At 69.4% G+C, this 22,834-nt stretch carries 20 protein-coding genes; 11 read left to right on the top strand and 9 right to left on the bottom strand.

The window, feature by feature from the left end:
* Positions 1-6 precede the first annotated feature (6 nt).
* Positions 7-354, top strand: coding sequence for a DUF427 domain-containing protein (locus OG611_RS29120; RefSeq protein ID WP_266426856.1), 348 nt, complete (start codon positions 7-9; stop codon positions 352-354).
* 94 nt (positions 355-448) lie between these two features.
* Positions 449-1,249, top strand: coding sequence for an alpha/beta fold hydrolase (locus tag OG611_RS29115; protein ID WP_266426853.1), 801 nt, complete (start codon positions 449-451; stop codon positions 1,247-1,249).
* 77 nt (positions 1,250-1,326) lie between these two features.
* On the opposite strand, the gene OG611_RS29110 is transcribed toward OG611_RS29115, so the two are convergent.
* Positions 1,327-1,794 carry an ATP-binding protein gene (locus OG611_RS29110; protein WP_266426851.1) on the bottom strand — a complete coding sequence of 156 codons (468 nt, stop codon included), beginning with the start codon at positions 1,792-1,794 and terminating at the stop codon, positions 1,327-1,329.
* 346 nt (positions 1,795-2,140) lie between these two features.
* Here OG611_RS29110 and OG611_RS29105 point away from each other — a divergent pair, with 346 nt between their 5' ends.
* The 6 genes from OG611_RS29105 to OG611_RS29080 all read left to right on the top strand — a co-directional run bounded on the left by OG611_RS29105 (position 2,141) and on the right by OG611_RS29080 (position 9,566).
* Positions 2,141-2,935, top strand: a complete 795-nt coding sequence (locus OG611_RS29105; protein WP_266426848.1) for a Scr1 family TA system antitoxin-like transcriptional regulator — start codon at positions 2,141-2,143, stop codon at positions 2,933-2,935.
* Positions 2,936-2,946: 11 nt separating this feature from the next.
* Complete coding sequence (locus OG611_RS29100; RefSeq protein ID WP_266426845.1) at positions 2,947-3,141, top strand: DUF397 domain-containing protein; 195 nt, start codon at positions 2,947-2,949, stop codon at positions 3,139-3,141.
* A 103-nt stretch (positions 3,142-3,244) separates the two neighbouring features.
* Positions 3,245-3,736 (top strand): SseB family protein, encoded by a 492-nt coding sequence (locus OG611_RS29095; RefSeq protein WP_266426843.1) that lies wholly within the window; start codon positions 3,245-3,247, stop codon positions 3,734-3,736.
* Complete coding sequence (locus tag OG611_RS29090) at positions 3,733-4,380, top strand: hypothetical protein (protein WP_266426841.1); 648 nt, start codon at positions 3,733-3,735, stop codon at positions 4,378-4,380. The genes OG611_RS29095 and OG611_RS29090 overlap by 4 nt, the downstream gene beginning before the upstream one ends.
* Positions 4,380-9,080: a putative T7SS-secreted protein gene (locus OG611_RS29085; protein WP_266426840.1), complete on the top strand. Its 4,701-nt coding sequence runs from the start codon at positions 4,380-4,382 to the stop codon at positions 9,078-9,080. Before OG611_RS29090 ends, OG611_RS29085 begins: the two co-directional genes overlap by 1 nt.
* Positions 9,081-9,086: 6 nt before the next feature.
* Complete coding sequence (locus OG611_RS29080; RefSeq protein ID WP_323180281.1) at positions 9,087-9,566, top strand: contact-dependent growth inhibition system immunity protein; 480 nt, start codon at positions 9,087-9,089, stop codon at positions 9,564-9,566.
* A 729-nt stretch (positions 9,567-10,295) separates the two neighbouring features.
* Here OG611_RS29080 and mnmA read toward each other — a convergent pair.
* The gene (gene mnmA, locus OG611_RS29075) at positions 10,296-11,429 is read right to left on the bottom strand and encodes a tRNA 2-thiouridine(34) synthase MnmA (protein ID WP_266426838.1); all 1,134 of its coding nucleotides are present in this window, start codon (positions 11,427-11,429) and stop codon (positions 10,296-10,298) included.
* A 61-nt stretch (positions 11,430-11,490) separates the two neighbouring features.
* On the opposite strand from mnmA, the gene OG611_RS29070 reads away from it, so the two are divergent.
* Positions 11,491-12,171, top strand: coding sequence for an N-acetylmuramoyl-L-alanine amidase (locus OG611_RS29070; RefSeq protein WP_266426836.1), 681 nt, complete (start codon positions 11,491-11,493; stop codon positions 12,169-12,171).
* Positions 12,172-12,225: 54 nt separating this feature from the next.
* Here the strand turns inward: OG611_RS29070 and OG611_RS29065 are convergent, their stop codons facing one another.
* Positions 12,226-13,395 carry a cysteine desulfurase family protein gene (locus OG611_RS29065; RefSeq protein ID WP_266426834.1) on the bottom strand — a complete coding sequence of 390 codons (1,170 nt, stop codon included), beginning with the start codon at positions 13,393-13,395 and terminating at the stop codon, positions 12,226-12,228.
* A gap of 359 nt (positions 13,396-13,754) precedes the next feature.
* Here OG611_RS29065 and OG611_RS29060 point away from each other — a divergent pair, with 359 nt between their 5' ends.
* Positions 13,755-17,594, top strand: coding sequence for a S8 family serine peptidase (locus OG611_RS29060; RefSeq protein WP_266426833.1), 3,840 nt, complete (start codon positions 13,755-13,757; stop codon positions 17,592-17,594).
* Between the two features lie 51 nt (positions 17,595-17,645).
* Here OG611_RS29060 and OG611_RS29055 read toward each other — a convergent pair whose 3' ends face one another.
* The 3 genes from OG611_RS29055 to OG611_RS29045 all read right to left on the bottom strand — a co-directional run bounded on the left by OG611_RS29055 (position 17,646) and on the right by OG611_RS29045 (position 19,434).
* Entirely contained in the window at positions 17,646-18,656 is a 1,011-nt protein-coding gene (locus OG611_RS29055) for a LuxR family transcriptional regulator (RefSeq protein ID WP_266426832.1), read from the bottom strand.
* Between the two features lie 198 nt (positions 18,657-18,854).
* Complete coding sequence (locus tag OG611_RS29050) at positions 18,855-19,196, bottom strand: DUF4190 domain-containing protein (RefSeq protein WP_266426831.1); 342 nt, start codon at positions 19,194-19,196, stop codon at positions 18,855-18,857.
* A 61-nt stretch (positions 19,197-19,257) separates the two neighbouring features.
* A complete protein-coding gene (locus tag OG611_RS29045; RefSeq protein WP_266431472.1) occupies positions 19,258-19,434 on the bottom strand; it encodes a hypothetical protein in 177 nt (58 codons plus the stop codon).
* A gap of 101 nt (positions 19,435-19,535) precedes the next feature.
* Here OG611_RS29045 and OG611_RS29040 point away from each other — a divergent pair, with 101 nt between their 5' ends.
* Positions 19,536-20,177, top strand: coding sequence for a TetR family transcriptional regulator (locus OG611_RS29040; protein ID WP_266426829.1), 642 nt, complete (start codon positions 19,536-19,538; stop codon positions 20,175-20,177).
* Between the two features lie 15 nt (positions 20,178-20,192).
* Here the strand turns inward: OG611_RS29040 and OG611_RS29035 are convergent, their stop codons facing one another.
* From OG611_RS29035 to OG611_RS29025, 3 genes are all read right to left on the bottom strand, one after another.
* A complete protein-coding gene (locus tag OG611_RS29035; protein ID WP_266426827.1) occupies positions 20,193-21,164 on the bottom strand; it encodes a YafY family protein in 972 nt (323 codons plus the stop codon).
* A gap of 51 nt (positions 21,165-21,215) precedes the next feature.
* Positions 21,216-22,082 (bottom strand): thioesterase family protein, encoded by an 867-nt coding sequence (locus OG611_RS29030; RefSeq protein WP_266426825.1) that lies wholly within the window; start codon positions 22,080-22,082, stop codon positions 21,216-21,218.
* A gap of 64 nt (positions 22,083-22,146) precedes the next feature.
* A complete protein-coding gene (locus OG611_RS29025) occupies positions 22,147-22,818 on the bottom strand; it encodes a trimeric intracellular cation channel family protein (RefSeq protein ID WP_266426823.1) in 672 nt (223 codons plus the stop codon).
* Between the last annotated feature and the right edge of the window lie 16 nt (positions 22,819-22,834).

The following is a 22,834-nucleotide window of genomic DNA, read 5'->3' as shown; positions in this document are numbered from 1 at the left end:
CCTTGTATGACTACGTCACCAGGACACCGCATCACGGTCGAGCCCGACACCGAGCATGTACGGGTGGTCCGCGACGGGCAGGTGCTCGCCGAGAGTCGGCGCCCGCTCGTCCTGCGCGAGACGGGCTGTCCGGTCCGCTACTACCTGCCGCCCGAGGACGTCCGTACGGACCTCCTGACAGCCTCGGACACCCGAACCCACTGCCCCTTCAAGGGAGATGCCTCCTACTGGTCGCTGCCGGACGCCCCTGACCTCGTCTGGGCCTACCCGGACCCGAAGCCCGAAGTGGCCGCGATCAAGGACCACTTCTGCTTCTACGACACCGAAAAAGTCACTGCGACAGTCACCGACTGATCGCCAAGAACACCCCTGACCTGGGAGTTCGAAGAACTTCAAAAAACTTCGGCCGGAGCGATGAGTTTTGCCGGGCCCGGCGGTCCACCCTCGCATGGACAAGATTCTCTCCCGCGACGGCACCATGATCGCGTACCGGCACCGGGGTGAAGGGCCGCCGGTGATCCTGGTGGGCGGCTCGCTGGGCACGGCGGCGACCGAGGCGCCGCTGGCGCGCCTGCTCGCGCCGCACTTCCACGTCGTCACGTACGACAGGCGCGGACGCGGCTCCAGCGGCGACAGCGGCCCGTACGCGGTGGAGCGCGAGATCGATGACCTGGCCACGCTCGTCACCGCGGTGGGCGGCCGGGCCTCGGTGTTCGGCACGGGAGCGGGCGGCGCGCTGGCCCTGGAGGCGCAGGCCGCCGGCCTCCCCGTGGACCTGCTGGCGGTGTACGAACCGCCCTACACGCCGAGCGCCTCGGGCCTGCAGTACAAGGCCTGCTGCACCTCCCGCCTGCACCGGCTGCTGTCCACCGGGGACCGCGCGGGAGCCGTCGAGCTGTTCCTCTCCGTGACGGGCCTGCCGGCCGACATGATCGCCCGGATGCGCCGCGCTCCGCTGTGGAGCGGCCTGGTGGCAATGGCCCACACCCTCGCGTACGACGACGCGCTGCTCGGCAACGGCGCGATCCCGGCCGCCCGGTTCGCCTCCGTCACAGCCCGCACCCTGGTGATCTGCGGCGGCTCCAGCCCCGCCCCCGCCCGCCAGTCCACCCGCGCCCTCGCGGAAGCCCTCCCCTGCGCCCGCCACCGCACCCTGACCGGCCAGACCCGCGACCTGGCCCCGCAGGCGGTGGCCCCGGTCCTCACGGAGTTCTTCACCAGGTCCGCACCCCTGCGTCAGGCTTCCTGAGTCCACGGCCCGCCCCGCGCGACCACGCCCGTACAGGGGTCGGACGTGGCCGCGCGGGGCGTCGCCGTATCCGCGGCTCAGGCACCGAGCGCGAACTCGAACCAGACGGTCTTGCCGCCCGGCCCGAGCGCCCCTTCCCCTATGGCGCACCCGCCCCATCGGTCCGCGACGAGTTCGAGGATGGCCATGCCCCGCCCGGCTTCGGCGTGGGGGGCGATAGGCGGCGCGTACGGCTTGGGCAGGTCCGGGCTCATGTCCCAGACGCTGATCCGGAGCACCGGGTGCCGCCACTGGAGCCGCACAGCGGCCGGCCCTTTGGTGTGCCGTACGGAGTTGGTGGTCAGCTCGGACGTCAACAGCTCGGCCCGGTAGCTGAGTTCGGCCAGTTCGTGGGCGCCGAGGATGGCGCGCAGGGTGGTACGGGCGATCCGGGGGCTGCGCGGGTCGCAGGGGAAGGCGAGTTCGTACTGCCAGGGTTCGGCGAAGGGAATGGGGGCGGGGTGTTGGTGGGCGTACGGGATGTAGGGAGTGTTTTCGGTCCTCACGGGCACCTCCTGGGGTGCGTGCGAGTGGTCTCAAGTGGACGTGCGCCACGGGTGGTTGCGGTCCGGGTGGCGGTGGCAATGCCGGTCCGGGACCCCGCCTTCCCGGGTGGGCGGGGTGGATCGGTGCGCTTCCGTAACCTCCGGCCACACATCGACGGCGCAGGTCATAAACTAAGACACCTCGACTCACATGTGAGCACTTTTCCACGAATGAGTGAGTCCACCTTCGGCTCGCTGGACCGTTCCACGCCCCCCTGCAAGACTGTGCGTGCAAGAGAGAGGACCCATGGCTCCACGAATTGCACCCACAGGCCGCCAACGCCGCCTGGCCGTTGAGGTCCGACGCATGCGCGAGCAGGCTGGCATCTCAATCCTGGAGGCGGCCTCGATGCTCGGCGCAGATCGCTCGATGATCTCCAACATCGAGGCGGCGCGCACCGGACTCAGCGAGGAACGCGTTCGCCAGATCGCCTGTCACTACAGGTGTCCGGACTCGGCGTTGGTCGACGCACTCGCCTCGATGGCAGGGGGCCGTCGGACGCGACACTGGTGGGACGAGTACCGGGGCAAGCTCCCCGATGGTCACCTCGATGTCTCCGAGATCGAGCACTTCGCCACACGCATCCGGACGGCTCAGACGGTCCACTTGCCAGGCCTCTTCCAGATCGAGGAGCACGCGCGGGCAATTTTCGACTTCGCGGTGCCCAGATTGCCCCGACTGGAAGTGGAACTCCGGGTGGCCCACCGCATGGGGCGCCAGGCCGTCGTCACCGGAGAAAACCCGACTCCCTACCTCGGCATCATCCACGAGGCCGCGCTGCGGCTGGAGTTCGGCGGCCGGGACGTGTCCCGCCGACAGCTCGACCATCTGGCGGACGCGTCCGAGCTGGATCACGTGACTCTGCTGGTCATCCCGTTCAGCGCGGGCCCCTTTCACGGCGCCGGACAGTCAGTCCTCTACGCCGAGGGTCTCGTCCCACAACTCGACACGGTCCAACTCGACACCTCGTTCGGCGGCCAATTCGTTGATGCCCCGACACCGCTGGGGAACTATCGTTCCCTTTTGGACCTGATGGAAGGCTCCGCACTCCCTCCCGGAGAGTCGCGAAGGCTCATCCGGTCGATCGCCCGCGAGCTGTGAGAGGTCACGACATGCCCGAACGTTACTGGCAGCGCTCTTCGTTCTGCGCAGGCGGCGGCAACAACTGCGTCGAGGTTGCCCCAGCAGAGGGCATGGGCATCGCGATGCGCGAGAGCGAAAGCCCGGAGCACGTCGTCACAACGAACCGAGCCGCACTCCGTGCGCTTGTGCTGGCAGTGAAGGCCAGCGGTCCTGGCCTCGGCTGAACGAGAGGCGCCCGCGCCCGTTGCTCGACCGCATGCGTCGCTTTTCGGTCAGTAGGCAGCATCACATTGCAGTCGAAAATTTGAGCATGTGATGATCTCACCCATGACCACGGGTGGGGACACGGCATCGAAACAGCGGCCGCTACGGCTGGCCGACTTGGCCGGGCCGGTGACACCACCTGTACCGGAAGCGCCAGAGGTTTCCACGTCGTGGCCCGGCATCGCGGACGATCCGCTGGTTGCTGCACGCCGGGAGTTCGCGGTGCTGCTGGGCGAGTTCCGTCGTACGGCGGTGCTGGTCCCGTTCGACGCGTCGGGAAGTCTGTGGTCGGCCGAACGGAACGGTGTGCGTTGGATCTGCGCGTTCTCGGACGAGGGGGCACTGGCCCGGTTTGCCTACGCACAGGGTGATGCCGGCAGGGAGTGGACGTACCGGGCGATTCTCGGTGCGCGGTTGCTGGATGTGATGGTTCCGCTGTTGCCGGGTCCGGCGGGGGTTGCGCTGGATGCGGGCAGCGAGGACGGGGTGCTGTTCCCGCCGGTGGCGGGGGTCGTGCCGGAGGCGGTCGCGATGGATCTCGGGGAGTCGGCGTGAGCGAGGGGCAGCAGCCGGATCTGGAGGTTCCGCCGGACGCGCTGGCGTTGATCGCGCAGGGGATCGACAAGGCGCACGGCGAGTTGAAGGACCTCGGGATGATCGGCGAGGCGACGACGGGGCGTGGTTTCTCGGATCTGGCGCTGTCGGGACTGGAGTTGGGGCATGAGGGTCTTGCTGCGGGGTTCGAGGCGTTCTGCGAGCGGTGGGAGTGGGGCGTGCGGGGGCTGATGGCGTGGGGTAACAGTTTCGCGGCCGGGGTGGGGTTGTCGGTGGGGGCGTTTCATGAGCAGGAGCAGTACGTCAAGGACACGTTCAAGATCGCGATGAACGCCGTGAACGGCAATCCGCATCTGAGCGAGGACGAGGTCAAGGAGAAGAGCTGGGACGAGATCAGGTCCCAGTCGCCGTACGACGGTGCCGACGGGAGTCAGGAGTCGTTCGACCGGGCGCAGGAGGAGGTGGGGCGGACCTGGCGGGACACGGGGTACGACGTGCAGGACGGGATGCTCGACTCGATGCGTAATTCGGGGGTGATCTCGCCCGAGGTGCGTGAGGCGGCCGACGAGCAGGCCCGCAGGACGTTCGATCCGTCGGACGAGGCGATCAGGCAGGCACAGCAGCCGAATTGGGGGGATCGCTGATGCCGGACTGGGGGGCGTGGGCAGAGAAGGGCCTCGGGAAGCTGGAGGACGGCTGGGAGGAGGGGAAGAGGAAGGTCGGCGAGGGGGTCGACTGGGCGACGGACAAGGTCGGCGACGGGCTTGAGCACATCAACCAGGACGCGATGGCTGACATCGTCGAGGACTGGGGCGACCGTGCGGCTTCCTCTCTCGGCGCGAAGGTCGGTGAGCAGCAGCTCGGACAGAGCGAGCAGGCGAACGAGCTGGTTCACGGCAACGTGGCGAGGATCAGCGCGAGCGTGCAGAACCTCCGGGACTTCAAGGGCGCGTTCGACCTGGTCGGCCGGGGCATGAAGGCCCTGGACTCCAGCCGGTGGAAAGGCGTGGCGGCGGACACGTTCCGGGAGAAGTTCACGACCGTCCCCACCAACTGGATGCGGGCCTCGGACGCCTTCGACGAGGCGGCCAGGGCTCTGGAGACGTATGCCACGACCGTGACGTGGGCGCAGGGCAAGGCGCAGGAGGCGATCGAGGTCTACCGGTCGGGCGAGCAGGCCTCCCGGTCGGCGGTCACCGCGTACAACAAGAAGGTCGACGCCTACAAGGAGGCGTACGGCAGCAAGGACCCGCTGCCCCGGCCGGGTGCATTCGTGGACCCGGGCACGGCCCAGCGGGACCGTGCGCAGGAGATCCTGGCCGATGCCCGCGGTCAGCGCGACGAGGCGGCCGGCACGGCGCAGAGGCTGGTCGCGGCGGCGCTGGAGCATGCGCCGCCGCTGCCGTCCGCGACCGAGCGGGCGACGTTCAACCTTGCGGATTTCGCGGTCGGGCAAGGTGTGGAGTCGACGCACTTCACCGGCGGCGTCGTGAAGGGCGCCGTCGGCATCACGAACTTCGTCCGCTCGATCGACCCGCGCGACCCGTACAACCTCACGCACCCGGCCGAGTACTACAAGAGCGTCAACATGACCCTGGCCGGGCTGGCTTCCACCGCAGCCCACCCGGACAGGGCGCTGAAGGGCGCGTGGGAGTCGGTGAAGGCGGACCCCAGCGAGTTCATCGGCCGACTGGTGCCGGAACTCATCGGCACGAAGGGAGCCGGCGGAGGCAAGTCCCTGCTACGGGCCGGGGTGAAGGACGGTGCAGAAGCCGCAGCAGGGCGTGGGGTGAAACACCACTCCCCCGCGAGGGCGGACGGTCCTGGGGCAGCACGGCACGGTGTCGAAGAGAAGCCGGACGAAGTATCAAGAGGTCCCGAGGACAAGAAGTGCGTGAAGGACCCGATCGATGTCGCCACCGGCCACATGGTGCTGCCCCAGACTGACATCTCACTGCCCGGTTCTCTGCCCCTGATCTTCCACCGGTCCTTCGAGTCGTCCTACCGCGGGGGCCGCTGGTTCGGCCCGGCCTGGGCGAGCACGGTCGATCAGCGCCTGGAGATCGATTCCCAGGGCGTGATCTTCGTCGGCGACGACGGGAGTCTGCTCGCCTATCCGCACCCTGCCCCGGGCGTCCCGGTGATGCCCACCCACGGCCGCCGCTGGCCGCTGGACCGTGACCCCGATGGGAACTACGCGGTCACCGACCCGGCCAGCGGGCGGGTCTGGCACTTCGCCCCCCACATCGGCAATCTGGCGCTGCTCACCCAACTGGACGACCGAAACGGCAACTGGATCACCTTCGAGTACGACGCCACCGGCGCCCCGTCCGACATTGTCCACAGCGGCGGCTACCACCTGAAGCTGACCACCCACGAAGGCCGGATTACCGCCCTGTACCTGGCCGGAGCAGCAGCGGACGGCACGGACCAGCAGATCCGCCGCTACGGCTACACCGGCGGCCATCTCACCGAGGTCACCAACTCCTCGGGGCGCCCGCTGAGCTTCGGTCACGATGTCCACGGCCGGATCGACTCCTGGACCGACACCAATGGCAGTCGCTTCGACTACGTCTACGACGAGCACGGCCGCTGTACCAGCCAGTCCGGGGCCAGCGGGCACCTGAGTGCGACCCTTGCCTACGACGACACCGACCCTGACAGCGGTCTGCGCGTCACTGCTGTGACCGACTCGCTCGGCCACACCACCCGCTACCTGATCAACGAACGGGCCCAAGTCGTCGCCGAGATCGACCCGCTGGGAGCCGTCACTCGCAGCGAGTACGACCGCCACAACCGCCTGCTGTCCCGCACCGACCCGCTCGGCCGCACACTCTTGCTGCGCTACAACGACGCGGGCAACCTGACGTCGGTGGTCCGCCCCGACGGGCGCGAGACCACCGCGGAGTACAACGGCCTCGGCCTGCCCGTACGGATGACCACCCCAGACCGGACATCAATAGGCCAGGAATATGACGCACACGGCAACTGCGTAACCAGGACCGACCCCTCCGGCGCCACCACTCGCTATATCTACGACGAAGCGGGCCACCTCACCACTGTCACGGATGCGCTTGGCAGTACAACCCGTATCCGAAGCAACAAGGCGGGACTGCCTGTCGAGGTCACCGACCCCTTGGGAGCAATTACTCACATAGAGCGTGATGCGTTCGGCCGACCGGTGACCATCACCGACCCCTTGGGCAGCACCACATGCCACGAATGGACCGCGGAGGGCAAACCCGCCTGCCGTATCGAGGCCGATGGCACCCGCCAGTCGTGGACGTACGACGGGGAGGGTAACTGCCTCACCCACACCGACGCCATGGGCGCACTGACCCAGTTCGAGTACACGCACTTCGACCTCATGACAGCCCGGACCGGTCCCGACGGGGTGCGCTACGAATTCCAGCACGACCACGAGCTACGCCTGCGGCGGGTACTGAACCCACAAGGACTGACCTGGGACTACGAATACGACGAAGCTGGCCGTCTCGTAGCTGAGACCGACTTCGACGGTCGCACCCTCTCCTACGCCCGCGACACAGCAGGGCGGCTCACGTCACGAACTGATGCTCTCGGACGAATAATCCGCTTCGAACGCGATGCCCTGGACCGGATCGTCGCCAAGGATGTCAACGGATCGGTCACCACGTTCGAGTACGACCTCTCCGACCAGCTCGGACAAGCTGTCGGCCCGGAGGCAAGGGTCACCTTCCTCCGAGACCGCTACGGCCTACTCAAATCCGAAACCGTCAACGGCCAGACCATGACGTTTCAGTACGACAGGCTCGGGCGCCGAACAGGCCGAACGACACCGAGCGGCGCGATCAGCAAATGGACCTACGACCTGGCAGGCCGCCGCAGCTCGCTCACCTCCTCCGGTCGAGTACTGACCTTCGAACACGACGCAGCAGGCCGGGAGATCGCCTGCCACATGGGCGATGCCGTCACCTTCGCATCAGGCTTCGACGCTCTAGGCCGTCTCACCAGCCAACACGTCACCGGCACAGACCGCAGCATCCAGCGACGCCAATATGCCTACCGCGCCGACGGCATCCTGACCTGTATCCACGACCTGCTCTCCGGCTCTAAATCATTCGACCTCGACATGGCCGGCCGGGTCACCGGCGTCCACGCCGCAGACTGGACAGAGCACTACAGCTACGATGAAACGGGTAACCAGACCGAAGCCTCGTGGCCCAGTTCCCATCCTGGCCAGGAAGCGAGGGGCACTCGCTCCTACAACGGGACCGCTATCACCCGAGCCGGAACGGTGCGCTACGAACACGACGCGCTCGGCCGAATCACACTGCGGCAGAAGATTCGTCTTTCGCGAAAGCCAGAGACTTGGCGGTACGAATGGGATGCCGAGGACCGCCTGGCCAAGGTAGTTACACCGGACGGCGAAACGTGGAGCTACGCCTACGACCCGCTCGGCCGTCGTATCGCAAAGAAGCGCTTGGCCGACGACGGCCTTACCGTGGCGGAGCAAGTCACCTTCACCTGGGACGGCGCCATTCTCTGCGAGCAGATACACGACGACTGCGGCTCCTCGCGTTCCGTCGCACTCACCTGGGATCATGACGGTTTGTGTCCACTCGCCCAGACAGAACGCGTCTTCGCAGCGAACACGCCACGAGAGAAGATCGCCGAGCGTTTCTTCTCTATCGCCACGGACTTGAGCGGCGCGCCGAAGGAGCTCATCGACGAGTCAGGCGAGCTCGCCTGGTACACGCGCAGCACACTGTGGGGTGCGACAACTTGGGCTGTGAAGAGCGGAGCCTACACACCACTTCGCTTCCCCGGTCAGTATTACGACCCGGAGACGGGGCTTCACTACAACTTTTTCCGATACTACGAGCCAGAAACCGCCCGCTATCTGACACCTGACCCACTGGGTCTCACCCCGGCGCCAAATCCCAACACATACGTAAATAACCCTAATAACTGGGTCGATCCACTGGGGCTCGGCCCGTGTCGCGAATTGGGACTGAGTACCGGCGCACAAAGAGCACTAGAGAAACTTGAAAACATCAAACGAGACCCCCTGGGAGAGATAAACTCGCAGCCCAACCACAACCACTACGACGCAGCACGAAGAGAAGCCAACGGCGAAGTTGTGGCCAGAAAGCCCGACGGAACGCCCTTCGATCACATCGCCGACCTGAAGCAGGCCAGGAATGGTCTCGACAAGGTACGGAAAGTGATCGAGCTAGAACTAAAGCAACTTCCGGAATCACTTACCGAGCGCGGCCTCGAAGTACTTATGAACAAGCAGGTCGAAGTGAATAGACTGCTAAATAATTTGAACGGATTCCTGCATAGCATCGGACATCGATGAAACTCGATGAACCTTCAGAGAGCCACTAGAACATCAACCAATGAACCACTCACCATCACAAGGAACGCCATGAGCAGCCCTATTGATCGAGAAATGTCCCTAACGGAACTCGAAGGTCAAAAATGGCCGGACCCGCCACCGGACTCGACATACCTAGTAAAGAGCATTCACGTCCTGCGCTCCCGCCCCATCGGGAGTCTCACAGTTGAGGAAATGCGACGATTGATCGGCCAGGACGTGGGATTGCCCTGGCTGTTGCCGATGGCAGTGGAAATCCTGCGTGATACCGCACACGCGGAAGAGATTGGAGGGTTCTACGATGACGACCTACTGTCTGCCGTCCTCACTCGGAGCCGGGAAACTTGGCTCACCATGCCGGATCTAGCCCAGGAGGTCAAGGATATTTTGGCAATCCTAAAAGATGTTTCCTTGTACATCGAGCCAGAGATCGAGCAATTCATGTCCGCATTCCCGGAATCCTCATGAATGGCTATACCGTGAAGGTGTTGGTATTCTTGCAGGCGGTGATCGCGTGGCTGTACAGCGTGGCCGCTCAGGCCCTTGTGTGACCTGCGCATGATCGCCTCGCGGGCCATCTGTGGATCCGTAAAACCTCAACGGACGGACACACGAATCATCGCCGCAGAACTCCGCCAGATGCCCCACGACAGCTTCCGCCGGATGCTGAACCTCTAGGCCTCTCCTCAGTGAGGAAGTCCAGCAGGTATCCCAGTGTTCAACAGTCCGGTGTCGCAGCCTGACAGGGCCCGCCCTTGGGCAATGTCCATGCTGGTGACGTCGAGCAAGTACATGACGTGTTGACGTCAGTCGGCTTCGGGCTCAACTCGATGAGGTTCTCGGTCCGTTTGGTGCGGTGCACGGTGTCCCTGTCGGGCGTCACCAGCCACAGGTTGTCCTGGAACCAGCGGTGCAGCGCGGACAGGCGGGGAGCGTTAAGCGTGGCTCCCGTGGCTACGAGCAGCGCGTCGGGCCGTGTGATCGCTACCAGTCGTCGCGTCGGCCTGTGAAGCCGTCGCTCTCGAACACGAACTCGCTGCCCTCCGACGCAGGGCGCCCCACCTCCCCGTCGAAACACGTCTCATACTCGCCGTGCGGGTGGGCGTGCAGCCACTCGGCTTCCTCAGACCAGCCAACACCCACCTTGGCAGTGTCTGCCCCGGCGGGTCAGCCTGGGCCGGGACGGGCCAGGGTCGGTCAGCCGGACGCCGCCGCCGTCTCCCGCCGCACCGTCGTGGCGATCGTCGCCGAGCCGACCACGCGGGTGCCGTCGTACAGGACGACCGCCTGGCCGGGGGCCACGCCTCGTACCGGCTCGGTGAAGGTGACGTTCAACGTTCCGTCGACGAGTTCGGCCGCTACCTCGGTCTCGCCGCCGTGGGCGCGGAGCTGGGCGGTGTAGGTGCCGGGGGCGGTCGGGGCCGTGCCGCACCAGCGGGGCTTGATGGCGGTGAGCGCGGTGACGTCGAGGGACTCGACCGGGCCGACCGTCACCGTGTTGTTCACCGGGGAGATGTCCAGGACGTAGCGCGGCTTGCCGTCGGGGGCGGGGTGGCCGATGCGCAGACCCTTGCGCTGGCCGATGGTGAAGCCGAAGGCACCCTCGTGGGTGCCGACCTTCGTGCCCGACTCGTCGAGGATGTCGCCCTCCGCCTTGCCGCCGAGCCGGCTCGCCAGGAAGCCCTGGGTGTCGCCGTCGGCGATGAAGCAGATGTCGTGGCTGTCGGGCTTCTTGGCGACGGCGAGGCCCCGGCGCTCGGCCTCGGAGCGGATCTCGTCCTTGGTGGTGAGGGTGTCGCCGAGCGGGAACATCGCGTGGGCGAGCTGCTTCTCGTCCAGGACGCCGAGGACGTACGACTGGTCCTTGGCCATGTCGGAGGCGCGGTGCAGCTCGCGGCTGCCGTCCTCGTTCAGGACGACGGTGGCGTAGTGGCCGGTGCAGACCGCGTCGAAGCCGAGCGCGAGGGCCTTGTCGAGGAGTGCGGCGAACTTGATCTTCTCGTTGCAGCGCAGGCACGGGTTGGGCGTGCGGCCCGCCTCGTACTCGGCGATGAAGTCGTCCACGACGTCCTCGCGGAAGCGTTCCGCGAGGTCCCAGACGTAGAACGGGATGCCGATGACATCCGCGGCGCGGCGGGCGTCGCGGGAGTCCTCGATCGTGCAACAGCCGCGCGCCCCGGTACGGAAGGACTGCGGGTTGGCGGAGAGGGCGAGGTGCACACCGGTCACGTCGTGGCCCGCCTCGGCGGCGCGGGCCGCGGCGACGGCGGAGTCGACACCGCCGGACATGGCGGCGAGCACACGGAGGGGGCGCTGGGAAGTCTCAGTCATAGCTCCACCAGGGTACGGGGCGCCGGGAACCGAACGCTCTCGGATATGCGTTGTGGATCGCATGGGGACCAAGGGGACACCGGGCGCCAAGAGCTCCGGGGGCGCGAAGTCCGGGCACGGCATCAGCCGGCGCGGGCTGCTGATCGGTGCCGCGGTCATGGCCGTGGGCACCGCCGCGCTGGCGCGGGAGGAGCTGGAGCACGCCTGGTGGCGGCTGCCGGGGGTGGACAAGCCCCGCAAGCCCGGCGAGGTGGATTACGCGCGGGCCCAGTGGATATCGGCCTCGTCGTCGAACTGGCGGAAGGCCGACCGCCCCGACGACTACACCATCGACCGGGTCGTCATCCATGTCACCCAAGGCAGCTACCAGGGCGCGGTGAAGGTCTTCCAGGACCCGGGGCACGGAGCGGCGGCGCACTACGTGGTGCGCAAGGACGGCCATGTGACGCAGATGATCCGTGAGCTGGATGTGGCGTTCCACGCGGGGAACAGGTCGTACAACGAGCGCAGTGTGGGGATCGAGCACGAGGGCTTCGTGGACCGGCCGCAGGACTTCTCGGCGGCGATGTACGGGGCCTCCGCGCGGCTCACGGCGGCGATATGCGGGCGGTACGGGATGCCGGTGGACCGGGAGCACATCATCGGGCACGTGGAGGTGCCGGGCACGGACCACACCGATCCGGGCAAGCACTGGGACTGGGACCGGTATCTGAAGCTGGTCCGGGCGGCGCAGAAACCGTGACCGCGGGGGCCGCCCGGTCGCCGGACGGGCCCGGATCGGCCGGAGTCACCGCAGTCAGCTGAGGCCCGCGGTGCGCGCCCGCTTCACCGCCGGGCCGATCGCGCGGGCCACCTCGTCGATGTCCTGCTTGGTGGACGTGTGGCCGAGCGAGAAGCGCAGGGTGCCGCGGGCCAGGTCCGGATCGGTGCCGGTGGCCAGCAGTACGTGGCTGGGCTGAGCGATCCCGGCGGTGCAGGCGGAGCCGGTGGAGCATTCGATGCCCTGGGCGTCCAGCAGCAGGAGCAGGGAGTCGCCCTCGCAGCCGGGGAAGGTGAAGTGGGCGTTGGCGGGGAGCCGGCCACCCGGGGCCGGGTCGCCGCCGAGGACGGCGTCGGGCACGGCCGCCAGCACGGCCGCGACCAGTTCGTCTCGGAGCCCGCCGATCTCGCGGGCGAACTCCTCCCGCCCGTCGGCGGCCAGCCGCCCCGCGAGGGCGAAGGAGGCGATGGCCGGCACATCGAGGGTGCCCGAGCGGACGTGCCGCTCCTGGCCGCCGCCGTGGAGCACGGGTACGGGGGTGTATTCGCGGCCGAGCAGCAGCGCGCCGATGCCGAACGGGCCGCCGATCTTGTGCCCGCTCACCGTCATCGCGGCCAGCCCGGACCGGGCGAAGTCGACTTCCAGCTGCCCGAACGCCTGTACCGCGTCAGCGTGCATCGGCACGTCGAACTCACGGGCCACGGAGGCCAGTTCACGTACCGGCATGATGGTGCCGATCTCATTGTTGGCCCACATCACGGTGGCCAGCGCGACATCGTCGGGATCACGGAGGATCGCCTCGCGCAGCGCGTCCGGGTGGACGCGTCCGTGCCGGTCGACGGGGAGGTATTCGACGTTCGCGCCCTCGTGTCCGGCGAGCCAGTCGACGGCGTCCAGCACCGCGTGGTGCTCGACGGGGCTGGCCAGCACCCGGGTGCGGCGGGGGTCGGCGTCGCGGCGGGCCCAGTACAGGCCCTTCACCGCGAGGTTGTCGGCCTCGGTGCCGCCGGAGGTGAAGACCACCTCGCTGGGGCGTGCCCCGAGGGCATCGGCGAGGGTCTCTCTCGACTCCTCGACGGTACGGCGGGCCCGGCGCCCGGCGGCGTGCAGTGAGGACGCGTTGCCGGTGACGGCGAGCTGGGCGGTCATCGCCTCGATCGCTTCCGGAAGCATCGGCGTGGTCGCGGCGTGGTCGAGGTAAGCCATGGTGGGCTCGATTCTACGAGCCCGGGGCGGGGCGTACGGCGGGCGCATGGTGCCCCGGCACCCGCGCACGGCCGGGTGCGGTCTTCCTCGCCCCGTTCCCGGGCCCGTCCGGGCGGGGAGGGCGTCGGGCTCCGCGCCCGGTTCAGCCGGCGAAGTTCCGGGCGACGAGGCCGTTGCCAGTGACGAGGAGGGGCCGCTCGGCCCCGGTGATTCCGCCGGTACGCGCGGTGGAGCACACCGTGTCGTTTTGGCGACATGTCGCAAGCACGGCACCGAAAAGGTCTGGTGCGGCGATCAATGGGGGCCCCAGTCTTGAGCCGCACCGCGTGTCCGTTTCCTTGCCTCCTGGAAAGGTTCCGATGCACATACGGCATCGCTCTGCCGCCGTTCTGGCAGCAGGCGTCCTCGTCGCCACCCTGTCTCCCACCTCCTCCGGCGCGAGCGCCGCCCCGGCGCCCGCCTCCGTCGGCGCGAACTCCGCCGGCCGCCCCCAGGTCAGCTCCGTCACGCTCGTGACCGGTGACCGGGTGCGGCTGGAGACCTTCCCCGGCGGCCGGAAGGCCGTCTCCGTCGAGCCGGCCTCGGGCGCTTCGCAGGCCGACTTCACCCAGCTGGAGATCGACAAGCAGCTGTACGTGCTGCCCCGCGCCGCGCTCCCGTACATCGCCTCCGGCAAACTGGACCGGCAGCTGTTCAACATCACCTCCCTGGTCAAGCAGGGGTACGACGACGCCCACACCTCCGCCATCCCGCTGATCGCCCGCTACACCGGCGGCACGAACCCCACGTCCAAGGGAGCGCCCACCGGTTCGCGGAAGGGCCTGGTCATCAAGAGCCTGCGCGGCTCGGCACTGAAGGCGGACAAGAAGCAGGCCGGGCGCTTCTGGAAGGCCATCGACGACGACGCGCTCACCAAGAGCAGCGCCGAGGGCGGCGCGAAGAACGCTGCCAAGAACTCTGCTTCCAAGAACTCTGCTTTCAAGAACGCGGCCTTCGAGGGCGGCGTCGAGAAACTGTGGCTGGACGCGAAGGTCCACGCCTCCCTCGATCGCAGCACCGCGCAGATCGGTGCGCCCGAGGCGTGGAAGGCCGGCTACGACGGAAACGGCGCGACCGTCGCCGTCCTGGACACCGGCGTCGACGCCACCCACCCCGACCTGGCCGGGAAGCTCGGCGAAGTACGCAACTTCACCGACGAGCCCACCGCGAACGACGGCCACGGCCACGGCACCCACGTCGCCTCCACCATCGCCGGCAGCGGCGCCGCCTCGGGCGGCTCGCGCAAGGGCGTGGCACCGGGGGCACGGCTGCTGATCGGCAAGGTGCTCGACGACAGCGGCTCCGGCCCGTACTCCGCCATCATGGGCGGCATGGACTGGGCCGCCCACTCGGGCGCCGACATCGTCAGCATGAGCCTGGGCGGCCAGCCCACCGACGGCACGGACGTACTCAGCCTCGTCCTCAACGGCCTCAGCGAGGAGACCGGCACCCTCTTCGTCGTCGCGGCGGGCAACACGGGCTCCGACTACTCAGTAGGCTCCCCGGGCGCCGCGGCGAGCGCACTGACCGTGGGCGCCGTCGACCGCGACGACAAGCTGGCCCCCTTCTCCAGCCGCGGCCCGCGTGTCGGGGACAACGGCGTCAAGCCCGACCTCACCGCCCCCGGCGTCGGCATCGTCGCCGCCCGCGCGGCCGGCACGTCCATGGGCGACCCGGTGGACGTGGCCTACACCGCCGCGTCGGGTACCTCCATGGCGACCCCGCACGTGGCGGGCGCGGCAGCGATCCTGGCCGGGCGCCACCCCGACTGGAGCGCCCAGCAGCTCAAGGACGCGTTGATGAGCACGACGCGTACCGCCTCCGACCAGACGGTCTACGAGCAGGGCGCCGGCCGGGTGGATGTGGCCCGCTCGGTGCGCCAGCAGGTGCGCGCCACCGGCACCACCACCTTCGGCGCCCTGGCACCGGACGCGGGCCCGCGGCAGGTGAGCGTCACCTACACCAACGACGGCGACGCGCCCGTGTCGCTCACCCTGGACACCACCTTCGACAAGCTCTACGGCTCCCCGGCCCCGGCAGGCACCATAGGCGCCCCCGCGCAGGTCACCGTGGACGCCCACGGCACCACCGACGTGACCGTGACCCTCGACGCGCCCGCGCTGCCGGAGGGCGTCTACAGCGGCCGCCTCACCGCCACCTCTGCCGACGGGCAGGCCGTCACGCACACCGTTCTCTCCGCGGTGAAGGACCCGGTCACGCACAAGGTCACCGTGCGCGGCATCGACCGCGCCGGGCAGCCGGCGACCGTCTTCCCGCTGATCCTGCTGGGTCCCACGGGCCGCTTCGACGTCGTCCAGGAGGTGCCGGCAGGGCAGAGCCTGACGGTGGACGTGCCCGAGGGCATGTACTACCTGCACGGCGTCATCACGCAGTCGACGGAGGACAACGTCACCAACAGCCTGGTGGTCAACCCCCACCTGCGGGTGAGCGGCGCCACGGAGCTGGTGCTCGACGCACGCAAGGCGGTCCCCGTGGAGATCCGGACCCCCAAGCCGGCCGAGCAGCGGGGCCCGATGGTCTTCTCCACCCACTGGAAAACCGGCGACCGGGAGTTCGCCAGCTTCTTCGGCAGCGGACACAGCGGCGGACAGCTCCTCTACGTCACGCCCACCGAGGAGTTCACCGAGGGAACCTTCGAGTTCACCTCCCGCTGGCAGCTGACCGCACCGATGCTCCGCGCACGCGCAATCTCCGCCACCGCCGCGGCCGGTGTCCCCGTCCGTCTGCTCCACAACTCCCCCGCTGTGGACGGCGTGCGGCGCCTGCGGGTGGTGGACGCCGGTCACGGACGCCCCGAGGACTACGCGGCGCTGCGCGCACGGGGCACGGACGTCCGCGGAGCGGCGGTGCTCGTGGAACTGGAGGGGGTGGAGTACGACGAGGCGGTGACCTCGGCCGCCCGAGCCGGAGCCGCGGCCGCCGTCACCACCGCCGGCGGCAACAGGTACGCGGCCGCGACCTGGCAGCCGGTGAGCCAGCGGCTGCCCGCGATCGGGCTGTACGCCTCCCACGCCACCGCGCAGCGGCTGCGCGCGCCGGGCACCGTGCTGGAGTTGAAGGGGACCCCGGAAAGCCCCTACCTCTACGACGTCGTGCAGGTCGCCCAACAGCGCGTCCCCGAGCACGTGGTCCACAAGGTCGGGCCGAAGAACACGGCCACCGTGGTCTCGCGCTACCCGGACACGGGCGGGGCGCGCTACGTCGCGGAGGACCGGCCGTCCTGGCGTCCGTGGGAGGGTGAGGATGTGCAACTCTCCATTCGGTCCCGGTACGTCCGCACCGGGCAGGCGCGGACGGAGTACCTGAGCGGTCCCGCCGACACCCGGTGGCTGCACTGGGTCAACCCCCGCAACACCTGGGCGATCCAGGCAGTGGGGACCGGCATGTTCGGCCCCCTGCGCACCTACCGGCCCGGTGAGCACGCCACGGAGAGCTGGTACGCCCCCGTGGTGCGCCCGGCGATCCCCCGAGGTGTCGAAGGGCTCGCCCACCGCAAGGGCGACCGGCTGACCATAGGGATCCCCGAGTTCGCCGACACCGCCTCCGGCCACTACGGCTACGCCCTGCCCCGCAAGGACGCCGACACCCCCTACCCCGACGAGACCCGGGCCGTACTGCGTCGCGACGGCGAGATCCTCGCCGAAGGCCCCCGGGCGTGGGGCACCTTCCCCGCGGGCGGGGACGACGGCCGTTACCAGTTGGACCTGGACGTGAAGCGCACCAGCCCCGAGGGCACCCTCTCGCGGGCCACCAGCACCCGCTGGTCGTTCACGGCCCCTCGCCCGGCCGAGGGCAAGGAGTCCCTGATTCCCCTCCTCCAGCTCGACTACGACGTAGCCACCGACCTCCAGGGCTCCGCCCCTGACTCCGGGTCCTTCGCCTTCGGAGTGAGCGCCCGCCACCAGGACGGTCTGACAGGCCGTTCCGTGAAGGGCATGGAGGTGTCCGTCTCGTACGACGACGGCGGGCACTGGCGGGCGGCGACGACTTCCGCCCGGGGCGACGGCGCCTACCGCGTCCGGGTCAGCCACCCCTCGACTGCCCGCACCAGCGGGTACGTCACGCTGCGGGTCCGCGCCTGGGACGACGCGGGCAACGAGGTGACGCAGGAGATCGAGCGGGCGTACGCGCTGAGGTAGTACGCGAGATCCGGAAGCCGCGACCGGCCCCGGTCGCGGCTTCCGTGCGTCCTACGACAGCCAGTCGCGCCGCGCCGCCTGCCACACCAGCTGCGTACGCGTCTTCGCGCCCGCCCGCTGCATCAGCGCGGTGATCCGGCGCTGCACCGTGCGGTGGCTGACACCCAGTTGGGTGGCGATCGCCTTGTCCGCCACGCCCGCGACGACCAGGGAGAGCAGGTAGCGCTCGTCGTCGGCGAGACTGCCGCCCGGTCCCATGCCGCCGGCGAAGTCGGCCAGCTCGCCCGCCTCCGTGACGTGCAGCGGGGTCCCCGCAGCCCACTGGATGTCGAACAGGGCGACGAGGGCGTCCAGGAGAGTGCTGCTGCGGATGATCGCGGCGGTCGGCTCGCCGCGGGCGCCGGTCGCGTTGTCCGGCACCAGCGGGCAGACGGCGACAGAGCTGTCGACGATGACCATGCGCACGGGGAGTGTGCTGGTGGCACGGGCCGCTTCACCGGCGCGGATGCCCTGGGCGACGTTGTCGACCATGCCGGGCTGTTCCAGGCAGGCCCGTTCGTAGATCGCCTCGTAGCGGATGCCCTGGGCGAGCAGTTCGAACTCCTCGTCGTTGTCCTGGGCGCGCAGCGCCACGGGATCGGCCTTGCAGAACCACCGCAGGTCGCTGCGGGCCCCGTAGGCGAGTTGGCGCAGCTGCTGACGGATGGCGCCGGCCCCGGTGATCACCTCGACCAGTCGCCCGGCGTCATGGCGCCGGGCGCCCGCCCGGTACTCCTCGGCCAGCTGTTCCACTCCACGCCGCGCCCACTCCAGCGCTTCTTGGCCACGCGCCAGCAGGGGCTGCAGCGCCACGTCCGGCGGGACGGGTACGTACCACATGCCGCCGTCGCCCGGCAGCCGCCCGACCAGGCCTTTGTCATGCAGGGAGGACAGAAGCGACGCCGCCTCGCGTTCCCGGATGTGGAGCCGTTGGACGATCTCGTCCGCGCCCGCACCTCGTACCTCCACCAGGTGGCGGTAGACCCGCTCCTCCGCCGCCCCGATCCCTGCTATCTCCAGCACGCGCCTTCTCCCTCCCCGCAGCCCACCCCAAACGGACGCCCACTGTGCCATCCATGATCGAAATCGAACAGGATGCGGGCGGCCCTGCCGGGCGATCAGAAGACAACACAGTTTTCGCGAGCCCGAGGCGGGGCGTACGGCGGGCGCATGGTGTCCCGGGGCCCGCGCACCGCGGCGGCGGGGTCCGCTCCGCCCGGTTCAGCCGCCGAAGTTCCAGGCGACGACGCCGTTTCCGGTGACGAGGAAGGCGAGGACCACGAGGTCGGCGACGCCGAGCGCGAGCCCGAGCAGGGCGCGGCCGCGGCGGGCGGTGGACCGGACGAGGGCGAGGACCGCCATCACGATGGCGGCCGGGCCGAGCAGGATGTTCATCACCAGCAGACCGACGAGCCCGAGCACGAACGAGGCGACGGCCAGCCCGTCGGCGTCCCGGGTGGGGCGCCGGGCGGGGGCGGCCGGGCCGGGGGTGCCGGCCGGGTCGCAGGAGTCGAGGGGCCGTGCGGCGGTTTCGGAGCGGCGGGCGATCGCGGTGAGGGTCATGGGGGCGGGCTCCTTCGGGTCGGGGTGCGGTGCGGAGGACGTCGCGGCGGTGCGGCCGGTCTCACGAGGAGCGGCGGCGCGCGCCCGCCCGCTCGCGTACGGCGAAGACCAGCAGCCAGCAGCCGATCAGGGCACCGAGCACGAGGGAGAGCGCGGGCGGGATCTGGGCCACCGCGCCCAGCACGATCCCCAGCAGGAGCAGGGCGACGACGAGGACGATCATGTTCAGCCTTTCCACGGGCTCTCACGAGCACTTGAGATTACGACTGTTCACTGACCGCTCAGTCTAGGCTCGGCCACCCCTTCCCCGCCCCGGAGAACAGTTGTTTACTGAATGGCATGAGTCACACCGTCGGCGTCCGCCAGACCCAGAAGCTGAGAACCCGTCAGGCACTGCTGGATGCCGCACTCGGACTCCTGGAGCACCAGAGCCTCAGCAGCCTCGGGCTGCGCGAGGTGACCCGGGCCGCGGGCGTCACGCCCACCGCCTTCTACCGGCACTTCGACGACACCGCGGCGCTCGGTGTGGCGCTCGTCGATGAGGCGCTGGGCAGCCTGCACGGGATGATCGGGGCGACGCTCGCCGAAACCGGTGACAGCGAGGAGCGCCTGGACCGCAGCATCGAGCTGATCATGCGCCATGTCGGCGAACAGCCCGCCCACTTCCGCTTCATCGCCCGTGAACAGCACGGCGGCGTCGGCCCGGTCCGCGAGGCCATAGCGGCCCAACTACGGCGGTTCGCCGAGGAGGTGGCGGCGGCGCTCGCCGAGGAGCCGGAGTCCCGGGGCTGGAGCGAGAAGGACCTGCTGATGCTCGGCGGCCTCTATGTCGACCACATGGTGATCACCGCGTCGGCACTGCTGGACGCGGGGCCGGACGGCGAGCGGGAGGTGGCCGAAGTGGCCCGCCGCCGGCTGAGACTGGTCACCCTCGGCAGGCTGCACTGGCTGGACGACGCGGGCGGAGCCGATACCCCTTAGGGCCCCTCGTACGGATCAGGGCGCGCCCGCCTGCCCGTACAACGCCACGACCGCCGCCGCGTGGCGGGCGAGGACGTCCCGCGCCTCGGGCGGCGAGAGCACCTCCACGTTCGGGCCGAAGGAGAGCAGGGAGCGGGCCCACTCGACCGAGTCGACGGCCAGTTCGGCCCGCAGCCACTCCCCACTCTCCTCCGGGCACGGCTCCCCCGTCAGCGCGCCGCCGTGCAGGCGTACGAACAGATCGAGCCGGGAACGGTGCACGCGCACCCGCAGCCGTACCCGTCCGGCCCGTTCCTCGACCCGTTTGCGCAGCGCGTCCCACAGGTCCGCGAGCTCCGCCCCGGGCCGGCGCACGACCGGTTCGTCAGTGAGGGCGGCCCGCCGCACCCGGTCCGCCCTGAAGAGCCCGGGTACCCCGTCCCGGTCCGCGACCAGGTACCAGACGCCCGCCTTCACGACGAGGCCGTACGGATCGACGGTGTAGGTGCGCGGGTCACTCGTACCGCTGTGGCGGTAGCTCAGCCGCAACCGCCGGTCCGCGAAGACGGCATCGTGCAGTTCGGCCACATCGACGGCCGGCCGCGGGCCGCTCATCCAGCGCACCGGGTCGACCAGGATCCGCCTGCTGGTCAGTTCGGCGGCGGGCCGGTGCGGTTCGGGCAGGGCGGCCATCACCTTGCGCAGCGCGGACCCGAGCGCCGCGTCGAGGCCGAGCGCGGCATGGGCGCCCTCGGCGGCGAGGACGAAGAGGGCGCGCGCCTCGTCGGCGGTGAGCCCGGTGACATCCGTACGGAATCCCGGCAGCAGCGCGATGCCGCCGTGCCGCCCGCGCTCGGCGTAGACCGGGACGCCGGAGGCGGAGAGCGCCTCGATGTCCCGGTAGATGGTGCGTACGGAGACTTCGAAGCGCTCGGCGAGCTCGGTGGCGGGCACCAGGCCGCGGGTCTGGAGCAGCAGGAGGATGGAGAGCAGCCGGTCGGATTTCACCTGACCAGCTTCCCCCGGCCCCGACCCCTGCCCCTACCCCGGTCCCGGCCGTCAGGGGCGCGGTGCGCGCGCCAACTGGCGGGACTGGGCCACCAGCCGGTCCGCGCTGTCCCAGACGTCCGCGTCCTCCTCCAGGAAGCCGCCCGCGAGATTGCGGGTGGTGATGGAGACACGCAGCGGGCCGGGGGCGGGGCGGCAGCGGATGTGGGTGGTGAGCTCGATGGTCGGCGTCCAGCCCTTGAGGCCCAGCTCGAACGAGGTGGGCGGCAGTGCGTCGACGGCGAGCAGCAGCGAGAGCGGGTCGGCGTCGCGGCCGTCCGCGAGGCCGAACCAGCCGCGCATCTCGCCCTTGCCGGACGGCTGCCCGATGGCCCAGCCGATCGTCGCCGGGTCGAGCCTGATGTCGAGCCGTTCGGTGATGGCGGAGCTGCCGGGGATCGGGGCCGGGCCGTCGCTCGGGCCGAGGCAGTGCTCCAGCGGCGGGATGGCCGGCGGCTTCGCCGATGTGCGGACCTCGTCGGAGAGGCCGTCCAGGTCGCCGTAGGTGGCGATGACCCGGATGCGCTCGACCTCGGTGCCGTCCTCCGCGTACTGGAAGAGGGACGCCTGGCCGGTGGAGAGCGTGCGGCCGGTACGGACGGTCTGGGTCCGGATGACCGCGGGGCCGGGGACGGACGCGGTGAGGTAGTGCGCGGAGACGGAGAAGGGGTCCGGGTGCGGCAGGGCCTCGCCGAGCGCGCGGCCGAGCATGGCCAGCAGATAGCCGCCGTTGACGGCATGGATGATCGTCCATCCGGCGGAGAGCTCGGCGTCGTAGACGCCCTCTTCTCGAAGGGTGACGGCGGTGTCGCGGTCGAACTCGCTGTCCCCGATGGTCGCCGGTCCGGTCTGCGCCGCCTGCTCTGCTGCCTGTGCCATGCGGTGCACCGTACACCGATTGTATTACTGAGCGGTAGCTTTTTGCTGAAATCACCACGAGGGCTCAGGTGGTCGCGGAGCCCTCCTCGGCCGTCGCGGACTTCCGGTTGTAGGCGCGCGGGGCCCGCCAGTGGAAACGCATGGACAGCAGCCGCAGCACGAAGGCCGCGATCACGGCGGTGCCGCTGGTGAACGCGTTGAGCATCCCGAAGCGGATGCACAGGACGATCATCGTGGCACCGACGATGGCGGGCACCGCGTACAGGTCGCGGTCCCAGCGCAGCAGCGAGGGCACCTCGTTGGCCAGTACGTCCCGCAGCACACCGCCGCCGACCGCGGTGGCGAGCCCCAGGGCCGCCGACGCGGTGAGGCCCAGGCCGTAGTCGTACGCCTTCACCGTGCCCGTGACGCAGAACAGCCCGAGGCCCGCCGCGTCGAAGACATTGACGCCCACCTGGATCCGCTCGACGTGCGGGTGCAGGAAGAACACCAGGACAGCGGCGAGGAGCGGGGTGGTGAAGTAGCCGAGATCCGTGAACGCCGCGGGCGGGACCGCCCCGATGACGATGTCACGGAACAGCCCCCCGCCCAGCGCGGTCACCTCGGCGAGCACCGCGATGCCGAAGACATCGAAGTTCTTGCGTACGGCGAGCAGAGCGCCGGAGATCGCGAAGACGAAGATTCCGACGATGTCGAGCGCATGCTGGACGGAGGGCGTGAACAGTTCGTTGAGCACCGGGCAATTGTGCCGG

The organism is Streptomyces sp. NBC_01363 (assembly GCF_026340595.1).
Taxonomy (GTDB): Bacteria; Actinomycetota; Actinomycetes; order Streptomycetales; family Streptomycetaceae; genus Streptomyces.
The sequence above is the reverse complement of the archived record's forward strand: the minus strand, read 5'-3'. Positions and strand labels throughout refer to the sequence as shown.